Origin of the sequence: Bacillus sp. FSL M7-0791, from assembly GCF_038627085.1 — a bacterium.
In the GTDB taxonomy this organism is placed as follows: Bacteria; Bacillota; Bacilli; order Bacillales; family Bacillaceae; genus Bacillus; species Bacillus safensis.
Window position 1 is genome coordinate 1,917,630 of record NZ_CP152022.1, and the last position, 19,524, is coordinate 1,937,153.

Annotated in this window: 21 protein-coding genes; 8 read left to right on the forward strand and 13 right to left on the reverse strand. The window is 41.2% G+C overall.

What is annotated here, in order from left to right:
• Positions 1 to 2 precede the first annotated feature (2 nt).
• The 6 genes from sucA to cdaS all read right to left on the reverse strand — a co-directional run bounded on the left by sucA (position 3) and on the right by cdaS (position 8,966).
• Positions 3 to 2,837, reverse strand: a complete 2,835-nt coding sequence (sucA, locus tag MHI08_RS09625) for a 2-oxoglutarate dehydrogenase E1 component (protein ID WP_034280582.1) — start codon at positions 2,835 to 2,837, stop codon at positions 3 to 5.
• A gap of 224 nt (positions 2,838 to 3,061) precedes the next feature.
• Entirely contained in the window at positions 3,062 to 4,978 is a 1,917-nt protein-coding gene (locus MHI08_RS09630; protein WP_041109486.1) for a VWA domain-containing protein, read from the reverse strand.
• Positions 4,979 to 4,989: 11 nt separating this feature from the next.
• On the reverse strand, positions 4,990 to 5,868 hold the full coding sequence (locus MHI08_RS09635) for a MoxR family ATPase (protein ID WP_087975897.1): 879 nt from the start codon (positions 5,866 to 5,868) through the stop codon (positions 4,990 to 4,992).
• Between the two features lie 89 nt (positions 5,869 to 5,957).
• Positions 5,958 to 6,536 carry a superoxide dismutase family protein gene (locus MHI08_RS09640; RefSeq protein WP_075623333.1) on the reverse strand — a complete coding sequence of 193 codons (579 nt, stop codon included), beginning with the start codon at positions 6,534 to 6,536 and terminating at the stop codon, positions 5,958 to 5,960.
• A 78-nt stretch (positions 6,537 to 6,614) separates the two neighbouring features.
• Positions 6,615 to 7,937, reverse strand: a complete 1,323-nt coding sequence (locus MHI08_RS09645; protein WP_342499585.1) for a LysM peptidoglycan-binding domain-containing protein — start codon at positions 7,935 to 7,937, stop codon at positions 6,615 to 6,617.
• Between the two features lie 402 nt (positions 7,938 to 8,339).
• Positions 8,340 to 8,966, reverse strand: a complete 627-nt coding sequence (gene cdaS / locus MHI08_RS09650; protein ID WP_342499586.1) for a sporulation-specific diadenylate cyclase CdaS — start codon at positions 8,964 to 8,966, stop codon at positions 8,340 to 8,342.
• Positions 8,967 to 9,048: 82 nt separating this feature from the next.
• On the opposite strand from cdaS, the gene MHI08_RS09655 reads away from it, so the two are divergent.
• Together MHI08_RS09655 and MHI08_RS09660 are read left to right on the forward strand one after the other, a co-directional pair.
• Complete coding sequence (locus MHI08_RS09655; RefSeq protein WP_008359993.1) at positions 9,049 to 9,174, forward strand: hypothetical protein; 126 nt, start codon at positions 9,049 to 9,051, stop codon at positions 9,172 to 9,174.
• Between the two features lie 59 nt (positions 9,175 to 9,233).
• Complete coding sequence (locus MHI08_RS09660; RefSeq protein ID WP_342499587.1) at positions 9,234 to 10,595, forward strand: MATE family efflux transporter; 1,362 nt, start codon at positions 9,234 to 9,236, stop codon at positions 10,593 to 10,595.
• A gap of 45 nt (positions 10,596 to 10,640) precedes the next feature.
• On the opposite strand, the gene bshB2 is transcribed toward MHI08_RS09660, so the two are convergent.
• The 4 genes from bshB2 to rarD all read right to left on the reverse strand — a co-directional run bounded on the left by bshB2 (position 10,641) and on the right by rarD (position 12,943).
• Entirely contained in the window at positions 10,641 to 11,306 is a 666-nt protein-coding gene (bshB2, locus tag MHI08_RS09665; RefSeq protein ID WP_024422693.1) for a bacillithiol biosynthesis deacetylase BshB2, read from the reverse strand.
• A gap of 18 nt (positions 11,307 to 11,324) precedes the next feature.
• On the reverse strand, positions 11,325 to 11,675 hold the full coding sequence (locus MHI08_RS09670) for a YojF family protein (RefSeq protein WP_008359999.1): 351 nt from the start codon (positions 11,673 to 11,675) through the stop codon (positions 11,325 to 11,327).
• Entirely contained in the window at positions 11,672 to 11,953 is a 282-nt protein-coding gene (locus tag MHI08_RS09675) for a hypothetical protein (protein ID WP_024428326.1), read from the reverse strand. The genes MHI08_RS09670 and MHI08_RS09675 overlap by 4 nt, the downstream gene beginning before the upstream one ends.
• 78 nt (positions 11,954 to 12,031) lie before the next feature.
• Positions 12,032 to 12,943, reverse strand: a complete 912-nt coding sequence (gene rarD, locus MHI08_RS09680) for an EamA family transporter RarD (RefSeq protein WP_029705997.1) — start codon at positions 12,941 to 12,943, stop codon at positions 12,032 to 12,034.
• 86 nt (positions 12,944 to 13,029) lie between these two features.
• Between rarD and MHI08_RS09685 the strand changes: the two genes are divergently transcribed.
• On the forward strand, positions 13,030 to 13,503 hold the full coding sequence (locus MHI08_RS09685; RefSeq protein ID WP_076841072.1) for an Hsp20/alpha crystallin family protein: 474 nt from the start codon (positions 13,030 to 13,032) through the stop codon (positions 13,501 to 13,503).
• Positions 13,504 to 13,544: 41 nt separating this feature from the next.
• Here the strand turns inward: MHI08_RS09685 and MHI08_RS09690 are convergent, their stop codons facing one another.
• Positions 13,545 to 13,787, reverse strand: coding sequence for a hypothetical protein (locus MHI08_RS09690; protein ID WP_342499588.1), 243 nt, complete (start codon positions 13,785 to 13,787; stop codon positions 13,545 to 13,547).
• 75 nt (positions 13,788 to 13,862) lie between these two features.
• Positions 13,863 to 14,195, reverse strand: a complete 333-nt coding sequence (locus MHI08_RS09695; RefSeq protein WP_041109504.1) for a winged helix-turn-helix transcriptional regulator — start codon at positions 14,193 to 14,195, stop codon at positions 13,863 to 13,865.
• Positions 14,196 to 14,333: 138 nt separating this feature from the next.
• Here MHI08_RS09695 and MHI08_RS09700 point away from each other — a divergent pair, with 138 nt between their 5' ends.
• From MHI08_RS09700 to MHI08_RS09710, 3 genes are all read left to right on the forward strand, one after another.
• On the forward strand, positions 14,334 to 14,951 hold the full coding sequence (locus tag MHI08_RS09700; protein WP_024428323.1) for a nitroreductase family protein: 618 nt from the start codon (positions 14,334 to 14,336) through the stop codon (positions 14,949 to 14,951).
• Between the two features lie 238 nt (positions 14,952 to 15,189).
• Positions 15,190 to 15,393, forward strand: a complete 204-nt coding sequence (locus MHI08_RS09705) for a DUF3311 domain-containing protein (protein ID WP_060697075.1) — start codon at positions 15,190 to 15,192, stop codon at positions 15,391 to 15,393.
• A complete protein-coding gene (locus tag MHI08_RS09710; protein WP_342499589.1) occupies positions 15,393 to 16,880 on the forward strand; it encodes a sodium:solute symporter in 1,488 nt (495 codons plus the stop codon). Before MHI08_RS09705 ends, MHI08_RS09710 begins: the two co-directional genes overlap by 1 nt.
• Before the next feature lie 32 nt (positions 16,881 to 16,912).
• On the opposite strand, the gene MHI08_RS09715 is transcribed toward MHI08_RS09710, so the two are convergent.
• On the reverse strand, positions 16,913 to 18,298 hold the full coding sequence (locus MHI08_RS09715) for a S41 family peptidase (RefSeq protein WP_076841075.1): 1,386 nt from the start codon (positions 18,296 to 18,298) through the stop codon (positions 16,913 to 16,915).
• Positions 18,299 to 18,448: 150 nt separating this feature from the next.
• Between MHI08_RS09715 and MHI08_RS09720 the strand changes: the two genes are divergently transcribed.
• Positions 18,449 to 19,147 (forward strand): class I SAM-dependent methyltransferase, encoded by a 699-nt coding sequence (locus MHI08_RS09720; RefSeq protein WP_041109510.1) that lies wholly within the window; start codon positions 18,449 to 18,451, stop codon positions 19,145 to 19,147.
• Between the two features lie 92 nt (positions 19,148 to 19,239).
• Positions 19,240 to 19,491, forward strand: coding sequence for a hypothetical protein (locus tag MHI08_RS09725; protein WP_024422704.1), 252 nt, complete (start codon positions 19,240 to 19,242; stop codon positions 19,489 to 19,491).
• Positions 19,492 to 19,524 lie beyond the last annotated feature (33 nt).

Sequence of the window (19,524 nt, forward strand, 5' to 3'; positions counted from 1 at the left end):
CCTTAGTTTTTGCGAGTCAAGCTATCAGATACAATTCGTTCTTGTTCTTTTTTATGCACAGTTGGATCACCCTCAGCCGTACTTGAACGTCTTCTTCGGCCGATGTAACGTACTTTTACTTTTTCAGGCGCAATTTCACGTAAATATGGCTCAATGTATCCCCAAGCTCCCATATTTTGCGGTTCTTCTTGCACCCATACGATTTCTTCTAAGTTTGTCAGCTTTGTTAAAATTCCTTTAATATCTTTGGCTGGGAACGGATATAGCTGTTCCACTCTTGCAACGTGAAGCCAATCCTTCGGCTCTTCCATTTGAGTAAAACGATCACTAATATCAATGGATACCTTCCCGCTAGATAGCACGAGACGCGATACTTTTTCGTGATCATGTACAAGACCTGGCTGTTCAAGAACTGGACGGAACTGTCCATCTGTTAATTCTTGGACTTCAGACAATGTGTTCGGGTTACGAAGCAGACTCTTCGGTGTCATAATGACAAGCGGACGAATCTCTTCACGAAGCAGCATTTTCGCCTGTCTTCTAAGAATATGGAAATATTGCGCTGCACTTGTCAGGTTCGCAACTGTCCAGTTATTCTCAGCAGCTGATTGCAGGAAGCGCTCTGTTCTTCCACTTGAATGCTCAGGACCTTGTCCTTCATATCCATGCGGCAGCAGCATGACTAAACCTGATTTTTGTCCCCATTTTGCACGGCCAGCTGAGATAAATTGATCGAAATACACTTGAGCTGCATTTGCGAAGTCTCCGAATTGAGCTTCCCAAATCACTAACGTTTCAGGAGAATAGACATTATAACCATATTCAAATCCGATGACTGAGCCTTCTGACAGTGGACTGTTATGAACTGTAAACGATGCATTCGCATCACTTAGTTCATGAAGAGCAATAAATTCATCTCCCGTTTGACTGTCGTGAAGAACAAGGTTTCTTTGAGCAAAAGTACCACGCTCTGAATCCTGTCCGGTCATTCGAATTGGCGTACCGTCTTTTAATATAGATGCAAATGCGAGTGCTTCTCCAAGTGACCATTCTACTTTACGGTCATCTGTAAACACTTTTGCACGTTTTTCAAGGATCCGCTTCAGCTTACCAAATACTTGGAAATCATTCGGCCAGCTGATCAATTCTTCATTCAGCTTTCGCAATACATCAAATTCTACTGATGTATCCACTGCTGGGAAGCCGTTTGATACAGGCTCTGGCAGTTCGATTTCTTGAATCGTATGCTCTTTCTTTGAAGGCACCTTTTTATAAGCTTCTTCTATTTTTGCCGTCACAGCCTGCTCGATTTCTTCACGCTGCTCTTTTGTCAAAAGACCTTCTGAGACAAGTTTATCTGCAAAGATATTCTTGACCGTTTTGTGCTTTCTGACCGCATCGTACAGCATTGGCTGAGTTGTAGAAGGCTCATCCATTTCGTTATGACCGTATCTGCGGTAACCGATCAAGTCAATAAGGAAATCCTTCTTGAAGCGTTTGCGGTATTCTACTGCTAGCTGAACAGCCGCTAAACACGCTTCTGGATCATCTGCATTGACGTGAACAATAGGGATCTCAAATCCTTTTGCAAGGTCACTCGCATATTTCGTCGAGCGGGATTCATTGCTTTCTGTTGTAAACCCGATCATATTATTGGCAATAATATGGATGGTTCCGCCCACTTGATAGCCTACAAGTTGGCTTAAATTTAATGTTTCTGCCACAATTCCTTCTCCAGGGAATGCTGCATCCCCATGAATTAAGATGGCTAACGCTTTTTCAACGTCTTGAACTGGGTAGCCTTTTTGAGTACGTGATTCCTGAGCGGCACGCGTGCTTCCTTCAATGATTGGATCAATGAACTCCAAGTGACTTGGGTTATTAGCAAGCGTAACTCTCGCACTCTTTGTATCTTCGTCTTTAATTTGACGGTCAGCTCCAAGATGGTACTTAACATCCCCTGTCCATCCGTAGCTGATGCCAATAGAGCCCTCTGATGGAACGAGCTCTTTATTTGGCGCATGCTGGAATTCTGAGAAAATGATCTCATATGGCTTTCCTAACACATGTGCTAATACATTTAAACGGCCTCTGTGTGCCATTCCAATGTTAATATTTGAAGTCCCTTGTGTAACAGACTCTGAAATAATTTCATCAAGTACTGGGACAAGTGCGTCTAAACCTTCTATAGAGAAGCGCTTTTGCCCAACAAATGTTTTATGAAGAAACTGCTCGAACTGCTCAACTTCTGTTAATCTCTTGAATACAGAAACTAGTTTATCTGCTGGTTTTTTCTTAAATAGTTCACCAGATTCGATTGATTTTGAGAGCCAGTTTCGCTCTTCGAAGTCATGCACGTGATCAAACTCAAATGAAATGGTACGTTTATACGTATTTCTCAAATGGTTAATGGCTTCTATGCCGTTTGAAATGTGTTTTGGTGCATCCGGACTAATAATAGATATCGGAATATTCTTGACATCTTCTTCTGTTAAACCGTACTCCTTTAAAGGAAACAGCTCTTGTAATTCCTTTTCTTTGCGAAGAGGATTGACGGAAGCATTTAAATGGCCATACGTTCTGATGTCTTCTGCCAGTTTAACGACTGATGCTATCTTTTGGATTTGTTCAGAAGTAACTACGCTATTTTCTTTTTTCCCAATTTCCTCCTTCATTTCACTCGGTGGTGCACCAAGTTCATCAAATATGCCTCTTAGATCTTCATCAACACTGGTAGGATCTTGGACATACTGATCGTAGAGCTCGAGCACATAGCCGAGGTTCGGACCATGAAATTCTTCCCAACTCAACGGTTGTTTCACATCATTTTGAAACATTTTGAACACTACCCCCAACTTTGATCATCAAGTGATTGAACACTATCTCGATATAACTTCCAGAACACAATGACCAAATTTATGTAATAAAACGCTTCCAATAATATTCTACCACTGTTTTGGATTACTTTCTACATTCTTTGTTCAATTAAAGATAAAAAATTCACAGAAAAACAAAAAATTTAAATCATTCCGAAAAATAATTTGAAGAAAGGGGCAAAACCTTATGCCCCAATGCTTTTATGCAGCAGTTTCTTCAGTAATGGATATAAAACATCTGGCAATGTATCGACATCTGGTACAAAAATGCTGAACTTGCCATACATATCTTGAATGGTTTTCATCTGTGCTTCTTCTATCGGCGAATTGGATAAAAACACATTGATCACCTCAATGCCCTTTTTCCTCGCTTCAAGAACTGCTTCATGCGTATCGACAATCCCATTTTGTTCGTAGCTGAACGCAGCTGGCTCTCCGTCTGAAAAGACAATCAGAAACTTTTGTTCTTCTCTTCTCTTTAAAATCATCTTTGTCATTTGGCGAATCGCATAGCCATCCCGGTTATCCTCTTCTGGCTCAAGAGACATAATAGAAGGCCCTGCGTCAAATAGAGAATCTTTGAACGACACGACTGTGTTGAAGTAGTTTGGCTGACTTGTTTCTGTTGCGTCGTTTGTATCTTCCCAAAACCCAACAATTTGATGTGGGACTTGCACGGATTTTAACGCTTCATGAAAGAGAACAATGCCTTTTTTCGTCTCATCCATCTTGTCAAACATGCTCGCTGAACAGTCTACTAATAAGGTGAAAACAGCATCAATCTGAGAAGACGGTGCCTGTTTTTTATAGAAAAGACGCGGGTTAGACTCTGTAAAGTAGCGAATCAGCTTTTTACTGAGACGTCCTGCATGAAGGTCTGTTTTAGGCCATGATTTTTTATGTTCAAGTGTTTTTTGGATCATTTGTTTTAAGCGTTTCTGATAAGGCTCAATTTCCTTCGCATGCTGCTTGTATGCATCGATTTGTTCTGGCTTAGGAGGATCTGGTGAAATCATGACTGGAAACGCATATTTGTTTTCTTTTCCATTCTCATGGCCATCTGCTCCGCTTTCTTCACCTTCAGCCTCTTCCAGCGCTTCAAGCTTTGAATAATCTTTTCGGTGTGTTTGCTTTGCAGAGCCTTGGACAGTTCCGAGTGCCTGATCTCCGTCATCACCTTCTCTTGCCGCATCCTTACCAAGATCACTTTTACCGCCGTGCTCTAAATCAAATTGAAGGAAGCTTTTGGATGGCGCTTCGGTTTCTCGATGCCACACTTCCATATACTCTTGGTGAATGTCTTCATCGCCTTCTTTTTCTCGGTCGACTTTGATGTCCTCACTTAATGTAGGTTTTCTTTTTAAGTCATGGAACAGCGGTTCTTTTGCCGCTTGTTCATAGTCCAATTCAGGGAAGAAAAAGTACGTATTCAGCATATCCTTTTCAAGCAGTTCATCGAACCCTTCCATCAATTCTTTGACAATAGCTGCGATGTCTGCTGTTGAACCCGCATCATACACACGTTCAAGACTTGACTCAATAAACGGAATCATCGGGTTGATCTGCTCATGAAGAGGCGGAATCTCTTCGAGCGGAGAATCAGCTGTCAGCTTCACATAAATCGCACAAAAAAGTGCATCTGTTAAAATACTTCGTTCTTGGTTAATCGTTAATTGTGTCTTAAAGTGACGCCGGTACAGCTCTCTTCTTCGTTTAAATACCTTTTTTGTTCCTGGACGGTCATGTTTAATCCGCTCTTCAATCCGGATATCTTCAAACAGCATAAACAATTGTTTACATACATCAGGAATGGATAATGTATGAGCAAAGCGAATGATCTCCTGAAATACCGTAAGATCACTATAAACCGTGCCTACTGCACGAAGGAACACATCACTTTTCAGCCCTGCTAGCATATCTTCTTGTTTACGATCATCCCAAAAATGACTGATGAAAATTTTCTTTTCAAACGGTTCATAGTAGGACTGCACACCGTATTCAAGCTCGACATCATCACTTTTTGCTAACGTTTTGGCTAAATCCGTTAATTCCATAAATAAAAATGAATCGATTCTGCTGTCATTAAATTTGATGAATTTCAAAAGTCAGAACCTCACTCGAATAATGTTTGGGCGATATTTCTTACCGCTGCTTTTTCCCGGTCATCTTCCAGCTTTTCAACAATGCCTCGTTCAACGGCACGAAGCGGCGGGATGTATTGCGCAAGATCACAAGTATCTAGAAGCGCGCGGATGGATGCTGCTTCTTCACTCACCTGTCCGTTATGAGCTTGTGTAATGAGGTCTGATGAGAGCTGAACGAATTGATCAATTAACCGCTCATCCTTTAAAACAGATTGAGATTGCAGTACATCTTTCAGGATTCCGCCCCCGATATATGGAACGTCAATGACCACAAAACGGTTTTTTAACGCTTCATTTAGAGGCACTGTGCCGACATATCCTTCATTGATTGCCGCAATGACCCCAAAGCCTTCTTCTGCTCGAACAACCTCACCTGTAAATGGGTTTGTCATCATTTTTCTGTAGTCGAGTACACCATTTAAAATAGGCAGTGTTTCTGGCTTCGCCATGTTGATTTCATCAATATATAAAAGATGGCCTTTTTTCATTGCTTTTGTCACAGGTCCTTCAATGAATTCAATCGAAGCCACCTGACCATCATTGTGAATGGTTTTATAGCCAATCAAGCTTTCGGCATCAAGATCAACCGAGCAGTTCACACTGTGCATCGGCTGCTGAAAGAAAGCGGATAATGTTTCTGCTAGTTTGGTTTTACCTGAGCCGGTCGGCCCCTTTAAAAGCACGTTTTTCCCTAGTGCTAATGCAATCATGGCATCTTGAATGATAGTAGTATCCTGTGATTCATAGCCGCCTGTTCCAATAAGTGGACGAAATTCTTCTTCCAGCACTTTTGCTTTTGCTTCAATCATTGCTTGAATTTCTTCTGGGAGTGATTGTTCGTTAAACATGTATGATTAATTCCTCTCTTCGATCATTTTCCTCACCAAGTATACTAAAAAAACCTTTATGCACTCAATACATAAAGGTTAGACTTCTGTTATTTTACCATTTCTTTTGTGATCGATCCGCAAGCGATTCGTTTCCCTGAGTTACCAGAAGGGTTACTTAAGTAATCATCTGCTTCTGCATGAATGATAAAGCTTCGCCCATTTTGATCGATTAATTGATTCGGGCCTCCCTTTAACGTCACATCTGGTACGTTCACAACAACATCAATTTGTCCATCTGCTCCTACCTCTAAATTAGGCATATCTCCAGCATGGTGCCCCTTTGGATTGTCAAAACCATGCTCTCTATGGGTTGGATTAAAGTGAGCTCCTGCCGTTTCAAAATCTGGCGTTTCACATATTCCTGTTTCATGAATATGAAAACCGTGAGGACCTGGCGGCAGCCCTTTCGCTTTTACATGCAGATCCAGGCCATTTTCTGAGGACTCTCTTATTTCAATGCTTCCTATTTTTTGCCCGCTTTCGTTTATGAGTGACGTCGTGACTGGTGCTTGTTTAGGTGCTGCAACTTCGCTTGTTTCTTCTGTCGTTTCTTTTTTTGGCGGTGCATGACATGCTGATGCGGTAAAGATCAAACATATCATGATCATCCACACTGACTTTTTCATTTATGACTGCCCCCTTTTGTTATCAGTATGGACAATCACAGCAGCGGGCAAACAAAAAAAGCCGAAAATCGGCTTTTTTTAGAAGAAACGTTTTGCACCTAAGTAGGCTTTTTTCCAATATGGATTGCTTAAGTTCGAGATTCCTACTCCATTGTCACTTGCATGAAGGAAATCTCCCCCGCCAAGGTATAGTCCCATATGAGAAGGGCCTGCTTTGTACGTTGTAAAATAAACAAAATCTCCAACTTGTGGTGTGCTTACAGGAGTCATCATATTCCAGTAGCCAGCTGTGCTTAATCTGGATACAGATGAAACTTTGTTAATGAGATAGTAAACAAAGCCGCTGCAGTCAAATCCTGCTGGTGTATTACCGCCCCATCTGTAAGGAACGCCTGTCAGCTTTTTCCCTTCTTGGATCATTGTCGTGATCTTTGCATTCATTGGTACATTGTTTTTGTTATTGTCGACCGGAGTTGTTGTACCGTTAGACGTAGAACCATTCGATCCAGTTGAGCCGGAAGCTGCACCATTGATTTTTAATACTTGTCCAATTCTAAGCACATCACTTTTCAAGCTGTTGGCTGTGCGGATTGATTGAACCTGTACTTTGAATTGATTCGCAATTTTCCATAACGAATCGCCTGATTTTACAGTATAAGATGTTGTTTTCCCGCTAGAAGACTGGTTACTGTTTGAATTGCTTGGTTTAGTAGGTTTCGGCTGACTTGGTTTTGATGCAGCCGTTCCTTTTACTTTCAATACTTGATTCGGATAAATCATATCAGATTTTAATCCGTTCAATGTTTTGATTTCACCAATCGACATATTTAGCGAATTCGCAATTTTCCAAAGTGAATCCCCTAATTTAACCTTGTATGTACTTGAAGATGATGAACTATTTGAATTCGTTGTCTTATTGCTTGAGCTGGAATTTGAAGATGAGTTTGAATTTGATGACTGGCTTCCGCTTGTCTTCGTGCTGCCAGAGACCTTTAGCTTTTGACCAGGACGAATCAGGTCGCTGTTTAAGCTGTTTAGGCTTTTTAAGCTTGCAACTGACATTTTATGATTTTTTGCAATCAGCCATAAAGAATCGCCAAGCTTTACAGTATAGCTGGAAGTCGTTGAAGCACTTGATTTCTTTGCTTTTGACCCTGTTGATGAACTGGATTTCTTGCTTTTTTCACCAGGAATTTTTAAGCTTTGTCCTGCAAAAATCATTGTCGTTTTTAATTGATTAAGAGATTGAAGCTCCGAAATACTTGTATTGTACTGTTCGGCAATCTTCCAAAGTGAGTCACCGCTTTTCACCTTGATCGTCTGTGCTTCTGCCGGTGCAGCAAACACAGCTGAGCCAGCGATCGCTGAAACTGTGAGGCCGGTTACTACTTTTTTCTTCATAGAGGAATCTCCGCCTTTCGTGATTTTGTTCAATAAGACTTATGTACTAGTTTTGAGTTTAGCATTTAATGGTTCTGCTTCTCTTGCACTATTTTATCTTTATTTCTATTATATTACTCGACATGAAGACGTTGGGCAATAACAAATAGGCTAAAGCAGCCAACTCAAAATGCTAAAACAAAGCCATATCGTTTCTATCGGCTGTTTGCTTTATTTATAAACATTTTTTAAGGAATTTTTAAGTTGAAGTTTAGAAATTTGTCAAAACAAGCACGCTGCTAGTTTCATAGTTCTATTCTACATGACAAATTTTTCTGTATCAAATGACTTTTTACTTAATTGGCTGATTTTTCTCCGCAAATAAAAAAGCATCCTTCCGAATGAAGAATGCAGCGTTCGTTTTTATTTTCTTATTTCTGGATCTTTTACGGTAAGCGGATAAAGCACGCCTTCTTTCGCAAACGACATTTTTCCCGTTTCTTCTGATACGACAAGAACAAGTGCATCGGTCATACCAGAGAGTCCGATCGCTGCCCTGTGCCTTGTGCCAAGCGAAGGACTCACTTTTTTCGATGTAAGCGGCAGCACATTTGCAGCAGAAACAAGTGTATTTTCTTTGACTAAAAGAGCACCATCATGCAGTGGATTTCCCGGGTAGAAAATGCTTTCTATTAAGGAAGCGCTAATTTTCGCATGAAGGTTTGTCCCTTTTTGGATAAAATCCTCAACCTCATCGCGTCTTTGGATCACAATGAGTGCTCCATGCTTTTGTTTTGATAAATTTTCAATGGCTAAAGAAAATTGAGCAAATCCTGGTGTGAATTCTTCCATATATGCTTGTAAATAAAACGACGAAGCCTCTGCATGCATTTCATTAAACTGATCATGCAATGCTTCGAGATCACAAAGTAAACACTGCTCTGTTTTATCAAGAGAATCAATGATGTCACTTGCATCCTTCATAATGTTCATCAAATGTGTTCTCATCCCGGCTTTAAATATCACTTCTTCGTTCGTCAGGTGGATCATCTGACCTTTTCCCTCCTTCTTTCGCTTGTTGTTATAAAATAGCAAATTGTGCACATTCTATTTGTATGGAGGTGAGCTTAATATGACCATTCAGAAAATCATCCAATATGCTTGCAGCATTTTAGGTGTTGTCAGTCTTTCTTTTATTTATGCCCAAATGTTTAAAAAAACGAAGCCATCTAAGAAAAATAATCCGACGGAGAATTGATTTTTTTACATAGCATGATATAATTCCTCTCGTTATTTCTGTTCAGAGAGGAACTTATGATGAGAGAAACGAATAGCATTCGAGCAAGGCTGACACTATTTTTAACCATTTTGATTCCGATTTTAATCACCCAAGCAGGTCTTTCGCTTATTACCTTTTTAGATACGGTGATGTCTGGAAAAGTGAGTGCAGAAGACCTTGCGGGTGTTGCGATCGGTTCTAGTATTTGGACACCTGTTTATACGGGACTTGCCGGGATTTTGATGGCCGTTACTCCGATTGTGGCTCAGCTGATGGGCGCTGGGCATAAAGAAGATGTTCCCCGGGCTGTCTTTCAGGCGATTTATTTATCCTTTCTTTTAAGTATCACTGTGATTGTCATTGGTACGATCAGCGTTCCTTACATACTAGTAGGACTTGGACTCGATCACTCTGTAGAGGATATTGCCCGGCATTTTCTCAGCTTTCTTGCTTTTGGCATCCTCCCGCTGTTTGGTTATTCGGTGCTAAGGTCATTTATTGATGCATTAGGGAAAACACGTGTGACGATGTTCATCACGCTCACAGCACTTCCTATTAACTTTGTTTTAAATTACGTATTGATTTTTGGGAATTTTGGCTTTCCAAAGCTTGGCGGTGCGGGTGCCGGTCTTGCATCTGCAATGACGTATTGGGCGATTTTCATCATGAGTATTTGTATTGTCATTAAAGCAGAACCATTTGCCTCATTTCGTTTGTTTCAAAAACTGCCTCGAATGAATATCTCCCGTATAGGGCAAATACTGAAAATTGGCCTTCCTATCGGGTTTGCGATCTTTTTTGAAACGAGTATTTTTGCCGCAGTGACGCTATTAATGGGTCACTTTGATACCATTACAATCGCCAGTCACCAAGCAGCGATGAACTTTGCTTCTATTCTTTATATTTTACCGCTTAGCATCTCAATGGCGTTAACGATCGTTGTTGGGTTTGAAGCGGGGGCTAAGAGGTATAAAGACGCGCAAAGCTACAGCTATATCGGCATTGGAACGGCGGTATTATTCTCATTATGTACGGCCGCCCTCATCTTGCTATTCAGACCAGAGATCGCTGGTTTATATACAGCTGAATCAGCTGTTTTACAAATGACACAGCACTTTTTGATTTACGCGATCTTTTTCCAGCTGTCAGATGCGATTGCTGCACCCATTCAAGGGGCTCTGCGCGGCTATAAAGATGTGAATTATACGCTGATTGCTGCTTTTGTCTCTTACTGGGTTATCGGTCTTCCTGCCGGTTATCTCATTGGTACTTATACCTCCTTTGGGGCGTTTGGTTATTGGATCGGACTGATTGCCGGGCTTGCCGCAGGCGCCATCGTCCTCTTTATCCGTCTCAGATTGATTCAAAAACGTCAACTCAGGCATGTATCGAATCACTAAATACAACACAAAAAAGCAGCTGACATAGATCAGCTGCTTTTTTGTTTAGTCATTCCATTGATACGTCCAGAAAATTTCTTCATCAAACCATTTTTGGACAACTGGTTCTTTGTTTTTGAGCTTTTGTTCAAGCTCTCTCAGCATGCCCTCTGTTTGCGTTCTATGCGCTCTCAGTGCATTTAATTTGATATCTGCAACATCTGTAATATCAATCACAATATCCGCATGTCCAAGCACTTCTTCTCTATTCTTCGTAATGGCCATGCAGTATGTGACAGGACGGTCTTCTTTTTTCTTGCGGTATAGAGCACGAATCACAGCTTCACCTGTCGCATCATGATCAGGATGTACACCGTGTCCTGGATAAAACGTCACAATGAGTGTCGGTTTGACTTCATCAATGATGGTTTCCATCACATCTGCCAAATACTCGTCGTCTTCAAATTCCAATGTTTTATCACGCAGGCCAAGCATACGTAAGTCTGTGATATCCATTTCTTTGCAGGCATTGATTAATTCCTGTTTTCTTAATTCAGGAAGTGTTTCACGGTTCGCATATGTTGGGCTTCCCATATTTCTGCCCATTTCCCCAAGTGTCCCGCATGCATATGTGACGGGAATTCCGCGTTTTCTGCTTTGTGCAATGAGACCAGCAACCCCAAAAGATTCATCATCGGGGTGAGGCAGCATCACTAGTACATGTTCGTTCATGACTTGTCACCCTTTCTTCTACACCTGAAATGGTGTTTCACTAATTTGTAATGAGATCGCTAGTTTGCCGTCTGGCAAGTGTCCAGCTAATAGCAGGCGGCCTTGGTCATCAAACACATAATCGGTTAATCCTTCTGCGTAAATCCAGCCATCTTCTGTTTTCATTCCAACACGGTATGGACCTTGTCCTTTTATTTTCGCCTGTGAATAGACGACTTTCGCGTTGCGGATATACGCAACAACCGTCATATTTTGTTCATTTACATGAGCTGAATAAGAACCAGTTGTCGTTTCAAGATGAACGAAGACTGGACGATTTAAAAACGATTCAAGATGTGCTGTGACATCTTCCGTTTGAATTGGTTTCATGAGTGGTTCCTTCCTTCATTTTGAATTAATTCTCGCAGCTTTTTCGTATGTAAGCTGATCAGCTGCAGCTGATGATCATGCTTAAGCTCACTTTCTAAAATTCTCTCCACAGCAAGCACATACTTTTGGTGTAATGATTTCCTTGCCCGCGGATGTGTTCGTGCATCAAGTAAGTCATCACATATGGCCTCGTGTAAAGAAGACATATCATCAACATCAAGCTGACGATTTTTCCATAAAGATTGATAGGCGGCTGCAAGCTCATGAGCTGACGACATATGATCACCTCTACAGTTTTGGTAACAACTTATTATGACATGATCCGCCTGCAAAAAAAAGCAAACTGCTCGTTTGGCTTAATGAGAATTCGCTGTTTTTTTCATGCGTAATTGAGAGGTGGTAAACAGTAAAATCGCCACCCAAATACAAAGGAACGTCACAATTTTAGCTGCGGATAAGTGTTCGTGATAGACAAACAGCCCTAAAAACAGCGTAATTGTCGGTGCAATGTATTGCAAAATGCCCACTTGATAAAGTGGAATTCTTTTTGCGCCTTCTGAGAATAAAAGAAGCGGCACGGCTGTAAAAACGCCTGCAAAAAATAAGAGACCGAGCGACCCGAAGCTGTTAGGATTCATAGTCACAACAGGTTCTTTTAAGAAAAATAATAAGTACACAAGTGCAGCCGGTGCGAGAAGCAGCGTTTCAATCGTCAAACCAATCGCGCTCGTGAAGCTCATCCTTTTTTTGATCAAACCATAAAAGCCGAAGCTAAGGGCTAATAAGAAAGCAACGACAGGAAATGACCCGTATTGAACTGTTGAAAGGATCACCCCAAATGCGGCAATGAGGATGGCAATGGTTTGCCATTTATTTAGTCGTTCTTTTAAGAAAATAATGCCTAATAGAACGGATACAAGCGGATTAATATAGTACCCTAAACTTGCTTCTAGCATAAGACCATGATTGACTGCCCAAATGTAAACATACCAGTTGACCGAAATTAAAATAGCAGATAAAAGTAATGAAAAAAATGCTTTACCATCCAGTATGAGTCCCTTCACTGTCTGCATTGCTGGGCGGACTTGTTTTAAATACAAAAGAATACCGCACATAAACACAAATGACCATAAAATTCTGTGCGCTAAAATTTCGCCTGACGAAATATGCTCCATCAGCTTCCAATATAACGGGAATAAACCCCAGAGAGTAAAAGATGCTGCCGTGTAGAGAACACCTTTTGATTGCTGTTCGTTCAATGTAACCATCCCTTTCTAAATCTAACGTATATTATAGCACGCACGCAGGCGAATGGGCATATACTAATTCAGGGCATTTAGAAAGGATGATTCGCATGTTCGACTGGAACCGATTATTCCCTTTTCAAAAGCAGTTCTCAAAAGAAGCCTTAAAGAATTCAGATCCTAAAGACGTTGAGCAGTATGTCAATCAAGTCATGGAAAGTGTATTCGGCTCCAATTATCCTGCTCAGTTCCCATTTCAGGACCCCCTTTCTCAAAATCAAAAAACGAGAGAAACTGATGTCGAAAAAGAAAAAGAGCCAGAAGTCGAAGTGTTCGAGACGACTGATCATGTGTTTGTCAAAATTGAACTTGCTCGTCCGAACACAGAAAAAGTCAAAATCAAACATACAGCCAATCTGCTGTTTATTGATCATTTTCCTGAAGAAGGGACGCAGAAGAAAGTCGTCCTCCCTGCTGCTGTGAAACGAAAAGGAACGAAGGCGTCGTATCAAGATGGTATATTGGAAATTATGTTTTTAAAGCATGATGATCCAGGAATTTCTGAAATTGATATTCCATTATAAAAAGCCTGCTTTAAGAACGGAAGCAGGCCTACTCTTTTTTCTTAATAATATGGTGGATATCCGCCGCCATAAGGTGGTGGATATCCGCCGCCATAAGGTGGTGGAGCAGGCGGTGGTGGCGGCGGGTAATATGGACGGGGATAATTAAAAATCGCACTTCCTAGAAATCCGCCAAGCAGTCCGCCGACTAAAGGAGCGCCAAAACCAAAAAACAAAGGGACTCTGGATTCATATGGCGGAATGCCAGGGGCGCCGCCTCGAAAATACGGAGTATGAGGGTACATGCATTTCTCCTCCTTTGTCATGTGCCTAACATCAGCATATTCATCAGGAGTCAAAATGTTTGGGCAAACCCGAAACTAGGCTTGCTCCTTTTTCCCGTGTGAGTCTGTATACTCCCCTGCCCACCGAGATACCTCATGAAACACATCATGTAACGCATTCCCTTTTTCAGTTAAACTGTAAATGACTTTGACAGGCGTCTCAGGCAGGACGGTCCGCTCTATAATCCCTTCTTGCTCGAGCTCTTTTAAACGCTCTGCGAGCATTTTTTGACTGATCGACGGGATCGTGTCTGAGAGGTCTTTAAAACGCTTTGGTCCATCAAGCAATACATGTATAATGAGACCGTTCCACCTTTTGCCTAGGAGTAAAAAAGCTTGCTGAATGTGTGGACATAATTGGAATTCCATAAATTTCAGCCTTTCTTTTCATGATTGTTTGACAAACTAACGGTGTACAATTTAAAATAACTCTAGTTACAATAAGTAAGTTTCTCACTTTTTAGTTATTGTACCATATTATTTGCAAAAACGGGAGGAAATATCCATATGGCGACCGATCAAAAAACAATTGACATCTTAAAACAAAGAGCTTCAGTAAAAGAGTATGATACTTCTCATGAAATGACAAAAGAAGAGTTAACAGAGCTTCTTGAAATCACAACAAAAGCACCATCTGCTTGGAACCTTCAGCATTGGCATTTCACTGTTTTCCATAGTGCTGAAGCAAAAGCAAAATTACTTCCAATCGCTTACAACCAAAAGCAAGTATCACAGGCATCAGCTGTTATTGCAGTTCTAGGTGACCTTGAAGCTAACCAAAATGGCGAAAAAATCTACAGTGAGCTGGCAGAACAAGGCTTCATTACAGAAGACATTAAAGAAACATTGATGACTCAAATCAATGGCGCATACCAAAGCGAGCAATATGCACGCGAAGCAGCGTATTCAAATGCTTCATTAGCTGCTATGCAATTAATGATTGCGGCAAAAGCAATGGGCTATGATACATGTGCAATGGGTGGTTTCAGTAAAGACGCGTACATCAAAGAATTCAATGTAAGCGGCCGCTACGAGCCGGTTATGCTGATTTCAGTTGGTAAAGCAGCGAAAGAAGCTCATAAAAGCAACCGTTTTGACATCGAAGAAGTATCTGATTTCCTTTAAAAATTGGCAAGGCCTCAGCCTTTATGCTGGGGCTTTTTTATTTGCTTCAAATATTATTTCTACATACTTTCTTTCCCCTTTCCCCTCTTTACAACTTTACTCTTTCTCCTTTTTCAAGAATGAAAGCGTTATATTAGTATGGTATTCACCAAAATGATTGTTTTTTCTGAAAATGGTCTTGTGATCTAATCTGACAACTGCTATTATTATGAAATTACAAAATATTCAGGAGGAAATCATGAACAAAAAATTGATGCTGGCACTACTAATCGCGATTCCATTCATCGGACAGCTCGCATTGCTGCCTTTTGCGAATCGCATTCATCCATTTGTCATCGGCCTGCCCTTTTTCCACTTCTGGCTCTTGCTATGGATTGTACTCACACCAATTTGCACATTTATCATTTATAAGATGCAACATTCAAATGGAGGAACTAACTAATGCAAGGAAATTTAACAGCTTTATTGATTACTGCAAGTATTATTTTCATCGTCGTGATCATCGGATTTGCCGCTGGTCGTGACAAATCATCAAGACAGTCAGTAGAAGAATGGTCTGTCGGCGGAAGAAAATTTGGCGGACTGCTCGTATGGTTCCTCGTTGGCGCAGACTTATATACAGCTTATACCTTTTTAGGGCTTACAAGTACAGCTTATACAGCTGGAAGCGTCGCTTTTTTCGCTATTCCTTATTCAGTCCTAGCTTATTTTATTGCTTATTTCTTTTTACCGAAACTATGGACGGTTGCGAAAAATCACAACCTTACAACACTTGCCGATTATGCACGTGAGCGGTTTGACAGCAAGCTGTTATCCAGTTTGATTGCGATTGTTGGAGTACTTATGCTGATTCCTTATATTTGTCTTCAGCTGAGCGGAATTCAAGATACATTAACTGTCGCTGGAACTAATTATATTAATGTGAATGCAGTAGTTATTATTTCATTTATTTTAGTCGCACTTTATACATTTTTTAGTGGTATTAAAGGTCCTACATATACAGCCATTATTAAGGATATTCTCGTTTGGGTGATCATGCTGTTTATGGTCGTTTCACTGCCAATTATTCATTTTAACGGCTGGACACCGATGATGAACACGTTAGCCAAAGAAGCCCCTCAGCTTCTAACGATCCCTGAAAGCGGTCCTAAGGGAATTTTATGGTTCATTACTGCTTCAGGCGTTTCTGCTCTTGCTTTGTTTATGTGGGCACACGCAGCAACTGGGGTTTTTACAGCCAAAAGCGCAGATGCCATCCGTAAAAACAGCATGTTTTTGCCTCTTTATAATATTGTATTGATTTTGGTCATCTTCCTTGGATTTATTGCTTTTTTAGTCTTACCAGAAGATACAAATCCAAGATTTGCTCTTCTTCATTTAATTCAAACATCATATGGCGGCGTGATGCAGGGGCTCGCTTATTCAACGATTGCACTGGCTTCCCTCATTCCATGCTCCATCATGGCCATTGGCGCATCAAATTTATTTGCCAATAATTTATACCGTGACTTAATTCATCCGAATGTGTCACCTAAAAGATTGACCATCATTACACGTTCGATGGTGTTTATCGTCATCGGACTCGCTCTTTTATTCGGGATGCTGTTCCCAACTGCACTTGTCACGCTTCAGCTCATTGGTGTTTCAGGAATGGTTCAAATCTTCCCAGCTATTGCCATCAGCTTGTTCTGGAAAAAACAATCGAGAGAAGCAACGATTGCCGGGTTAGTCATTGGAATCATCGTTACCTTTACAGCGAATATCTCACAAGTCACGTTCGGCCTTTATGAAGGTTTTCTTGGTTTACTAGCAAACGTCGTCGTTATCTTGATCTTGAATCCATTCTTCCAAAAGAAGGTCACATCCAATTCTGTCATGAATGATCTATTTGAAAAGGATCATGAAAAAACAGAAGCGGTCACAAGATAAGAAAAGCAGTCCCCTGATGAGGACTGCTTTTTTTATTTCATTTCTTTTTTCAAGACTTCAATGGCTTTTTTCATTTGTGTATCGTTGTTCTTTAACTTATCTTGGATCTTTGTCATCAGAACGGTCGTTGTATCTCCTGTCAGAATACCGTCTGCCTTGAGATCGTTGTCTGTTTGGAAGCTTTTGACGATAGACTGGAATGCTTCATCGTACTCACCGTTTGCTTTTGCTTTGTAGCCAAGCGCTTGGAACATTTTTTGAGCTGCTTTGACTTCATCTCCATTGTCATTTAGCTCATATGATTTTTTCGGGCTTAAGTACGGCAGCTTTGCATAACTTGGGAGAGCTGCTTTCACCTGTGGTTCGATACCTTTTTTGTGAATCCAAGAACCGTCTGGTGTCAGCCATTTTGCAATGGTTAACTTGACACTAGAACCATCATTATAGTTTTGCGCATTTTGAACAGTTCCTTTGCCAAACGTCTTTTCACCCACAATTTGAATGCCTGAAGATTGGTGCAGAGCCGCCGCCATGATTTCAGCAGCGCTGGCTGAACCGCCATTTACAAGGACAACTGCCGGCTGATGGACTTTGCGTTCTTTTTCAGCCTTGTACACTTGTTTCTTCCCTTTTTCTTCAACCTGCATGATGACTTTCCCTTTATCAATAAAGTCATTGCTCATTTCAATGGCTTCTGTCATGATGCCGCCTGGATTATCTCTTAGGTCAATGACAAAACCTTTTGCCCCTTTTTTCTCGAGGTCATCAATTGCTTTATCCAGCTCTTTCGATGTGGTTTCAGCAAAGGACGTAATTTGGATTTCTCCTATTTTGTCTTTTGTGAGTTTTGCATACACCGTTTCAAGCGGAATCGTGTCTCTTGTGATGGTCACATCTACATTGCCGACTCCTTGACGGTTGAGATGCAGCTTAACATCCGTTCCTTTTTTCCCTCTAATGAGAGAGACTGCTTTATTGACCGACATTCCTTTGGTGCTTTTTCCATCTACTTTTAAAATATGATCATGAGGTTTCAAACCAGCTTTTTCAGCAGGAGAGCCTTTAATCGGCGCGACAATTAAAATTTGTCCATCCTTCTCTTCTACTTGTGCACCAATTCCTTCAAATGAAGAAGAAATGGTATTGTTAAACCCTTCGGCTTCCTCCTGATCCATATATGTAGAGTATGGATCATCAAGTGATGCAATCATTCCTTGGATCGCACCATCTACTAGTTTTTGATCATCCGTTTTTTCGTAATACTCATCCTTTACCTTCGTATACGCAGCCATGAGTTTACTAAACTTCTCGTCTCCTGAGACGCTGACAGCACCTTGTTTTGTGATCACAAATGTAATCGCTGAGGACAGTGCAGCAGTCACGAGAATGGCTACCACGAACTTCATTTGTTTTTTCAAAAAAACACCACCTTTATCTCCTTTCATTATTATCAAGGACGATGCTTCATCCGTCAACCAAAGGATCAACTTCTATTTGAAAAGATAAGCCATTTGCCCCTCTATTGCATAATCTTTAGAGAGGAACAGGATAAGGAAAGAAGGGATTATATGAGTGATTATGTAGAAATGCTTGCTTATTTTGGCGTATCAGGTGCCCATCCTGGCGGAATTGAGTTAACAAAAACGATGATTGAGCATATAAAACTGCCGCCTCATGCACGAATACTGGACGCTGGATGCGGTACAGGACAGACCGCCGCCTATTTAGGAAATATAGGTTATCAGGTGGAGGCCATTGATACGCATCCATTGATGATTGAAAAGGCGAACCTGCGATTCAAACGGGAGGAACTGCCGATCCGTGCTTTAGAGGCATCCATTGAGCAGCTGCCCTTTCCAGATCAAGCGTTCTCTCTACTCATCAGTGAATCTGTTTTAAGCTTTACCAAGCTGCCTGATGCACTAGCTGAAATCAAACGTGTGCTTGCTCCTGGCAGTCAATTGATTGCAAATGAAGCTGTGTTAAAAGCCCCTCTTACCCCTGAAGAGCTGGCAGCGGTTCGAAATTTTTACGGCTTTCACTCGCTCTTGTCGCTTGAAGAATGGAAGGAGCAGTTAACCGAAGCGGGCTTCCGTGACATTCAGATTCTCTCATTCGATGAACATATGGTGCAGGAGGAGCCGACAGAGATGGAATTATCTGAACACATACCGCCTTCTCTTTACGAGACACTGCAAACACACTACGATCTCATTCAAGCACACCGAAAGCAGCTAAGCCACATTCTATTTGAATGTACCGTATAAAATGAGCGAATCTCCTATATGTTTTGTCCAAACTCTATGAAGTCTCTCGCATAGGATAAGAGTGAAAAGAGTTTGTCATAAGGAGGAAAAACATGGAGCGCTACTACAAGCTTTGTCAGCAGCACATGGGGAAAGTCGCTAGAATTACTGACCGTAATGGCAGAGTACACGTCGGACGCATTGAGCGTGTGACAAACCGCAAAGTTTATATTCGTCCAGTCGGCGGGTCTCGCGGAGGCTTTGGCTTTGGCTATTGGGGCGGATATTATGGCTGGGGTGCAGCGTATGGCATCGGCCTCGGTTTCATTACCGGCTTCGCATTAGCAGGATTGTTCTTTTTTTAAAAGAAGAATAAGAGAAGGCCTCCCGAATAGCTG

Coding starts and splice junctions, on each gene's coding strand:
- sucA (WP_034280582.1), bottom strand. CDS start 2,837: ATGTTTCAAAATGATGTGAAACAACCGTTGAGTTGGGAAGAATTTCAT.
- MHI08_RS09690 (WP_342499588.1), bottom strand. CDS start 13,787: ATGTACCCTCATACTCCGTATTTTCGAGGCGGCGCCCCTGGCATTCCG.
- MHI08_RS09645 (WP_342499585.1), bottom strand. CDS start 7,937: ATGAAGAAAAAAGTAGTAACCGGCCTCACAGTTTCAGCGATCGCTGGC.
- bshB2 (WP_024422693.1), bottom strand. CDS start 11,306: ATGAACGAACATGTACTAGTGATGCTGCCTCACCCCGATGATGAATCT.
- MHI08_RS09675 (WP_024428326.1), bottom strand. CDS start 11,953: ATGTCGTCAGCTCATGAGCTTGCAGCCGCCTATCAATCTTTATGGAAA.
- MHI08_RS09705 (WP_060697075.1), top strand. CDS start 15,190: ATGAACAAAAAATTGATGCTGGCACTACTAATCGCGATTCCATTCATC.
- MHI08_RS09635 (WP_087975897.1), bottom strand. CDS start 5,868: ATGTTTAACGAACAATCACTCCCAGAAGAAATTCAAGCAATGATTGAA.
- MHI08_RS09695 (WP_041109504.1), bottom strand. CDS start 14,195: ATGGAATTCCAATTATGTCCACACATTCAGCAAGCTTTTTTACTCCTA.
- cdaS (WP_342499586.1), bottom strand. CDS start 8,966: ATGATCCACCTGACGAACGAAGAAGTGATATTTAAAGCCGGGATGAGA.
- MHI08_RS09710 (WP_342499589.1), top strand. CDS start 15,393: ATGCAAGGAAATTTAACAGCTTTATTGATTACTGCAAGTATTATTTTC.
- MHI08_RS09670 (WP_008359999.1), bottom strand. CDS start 11,675: ATGAAACCAATTCAAACGGAAGATGTCACAGCACATCTTGAATCGTTT.
- rarD (WP_029705997.1), bottom strand. CDS start 12,943: ATGGTTACATTGAACGAACAGCAATCAAAAGGTGTTCTCTACACGGCA.
- MHI08_RS09725 (WP_024422704.1), top strand. CDS start 19,240: ATGGAGCGCTACTACAAGCTTTGTCAGCAGCACATGGGGAAAGTCGCT.
- MHI08_RS09685 (WP_076841072.1), top strand. CDS start 13,030: ATGTTCGACTGGAACCGATTATTCCCTTTTCAAAAGCAGTTCTCAAAA.
- MHI08_RS09660 (WP_342499587.1), top strand. CDS start 9,234: ATGAGAGAAACGAATAGCATTCGAGCAAGGCTGACACTATTTTTAACC.
- MHI08_RS09720 (WP_041109510.1), top strand. CDS start 18,449: ATGAGTGATTATGTAGAAATGCTTGCTTATTTTGGCGTATCAGGTGCC.
- MHI08_RS09640 (WP_075623333.1), bottom strand. CDS start 6,536: ATGAAAAAGTCAGTGTGGATGATCATGATATGTTTGATCTTTACCGCA.
- MHI08_RS09655 (WP_008359993.1), top strand. CDS start 9,049: ATGACCATTCAGAAAATCATCCAATATGCTTGCAGCATTTTAGGTGTT.
- MHI08_RS09700 (WP_024428323.1), top strand. CDS start 14,334: ATGGCGACCGATCAAAAAACAATTGACATCTTAAAACAAAGAGCTTCA.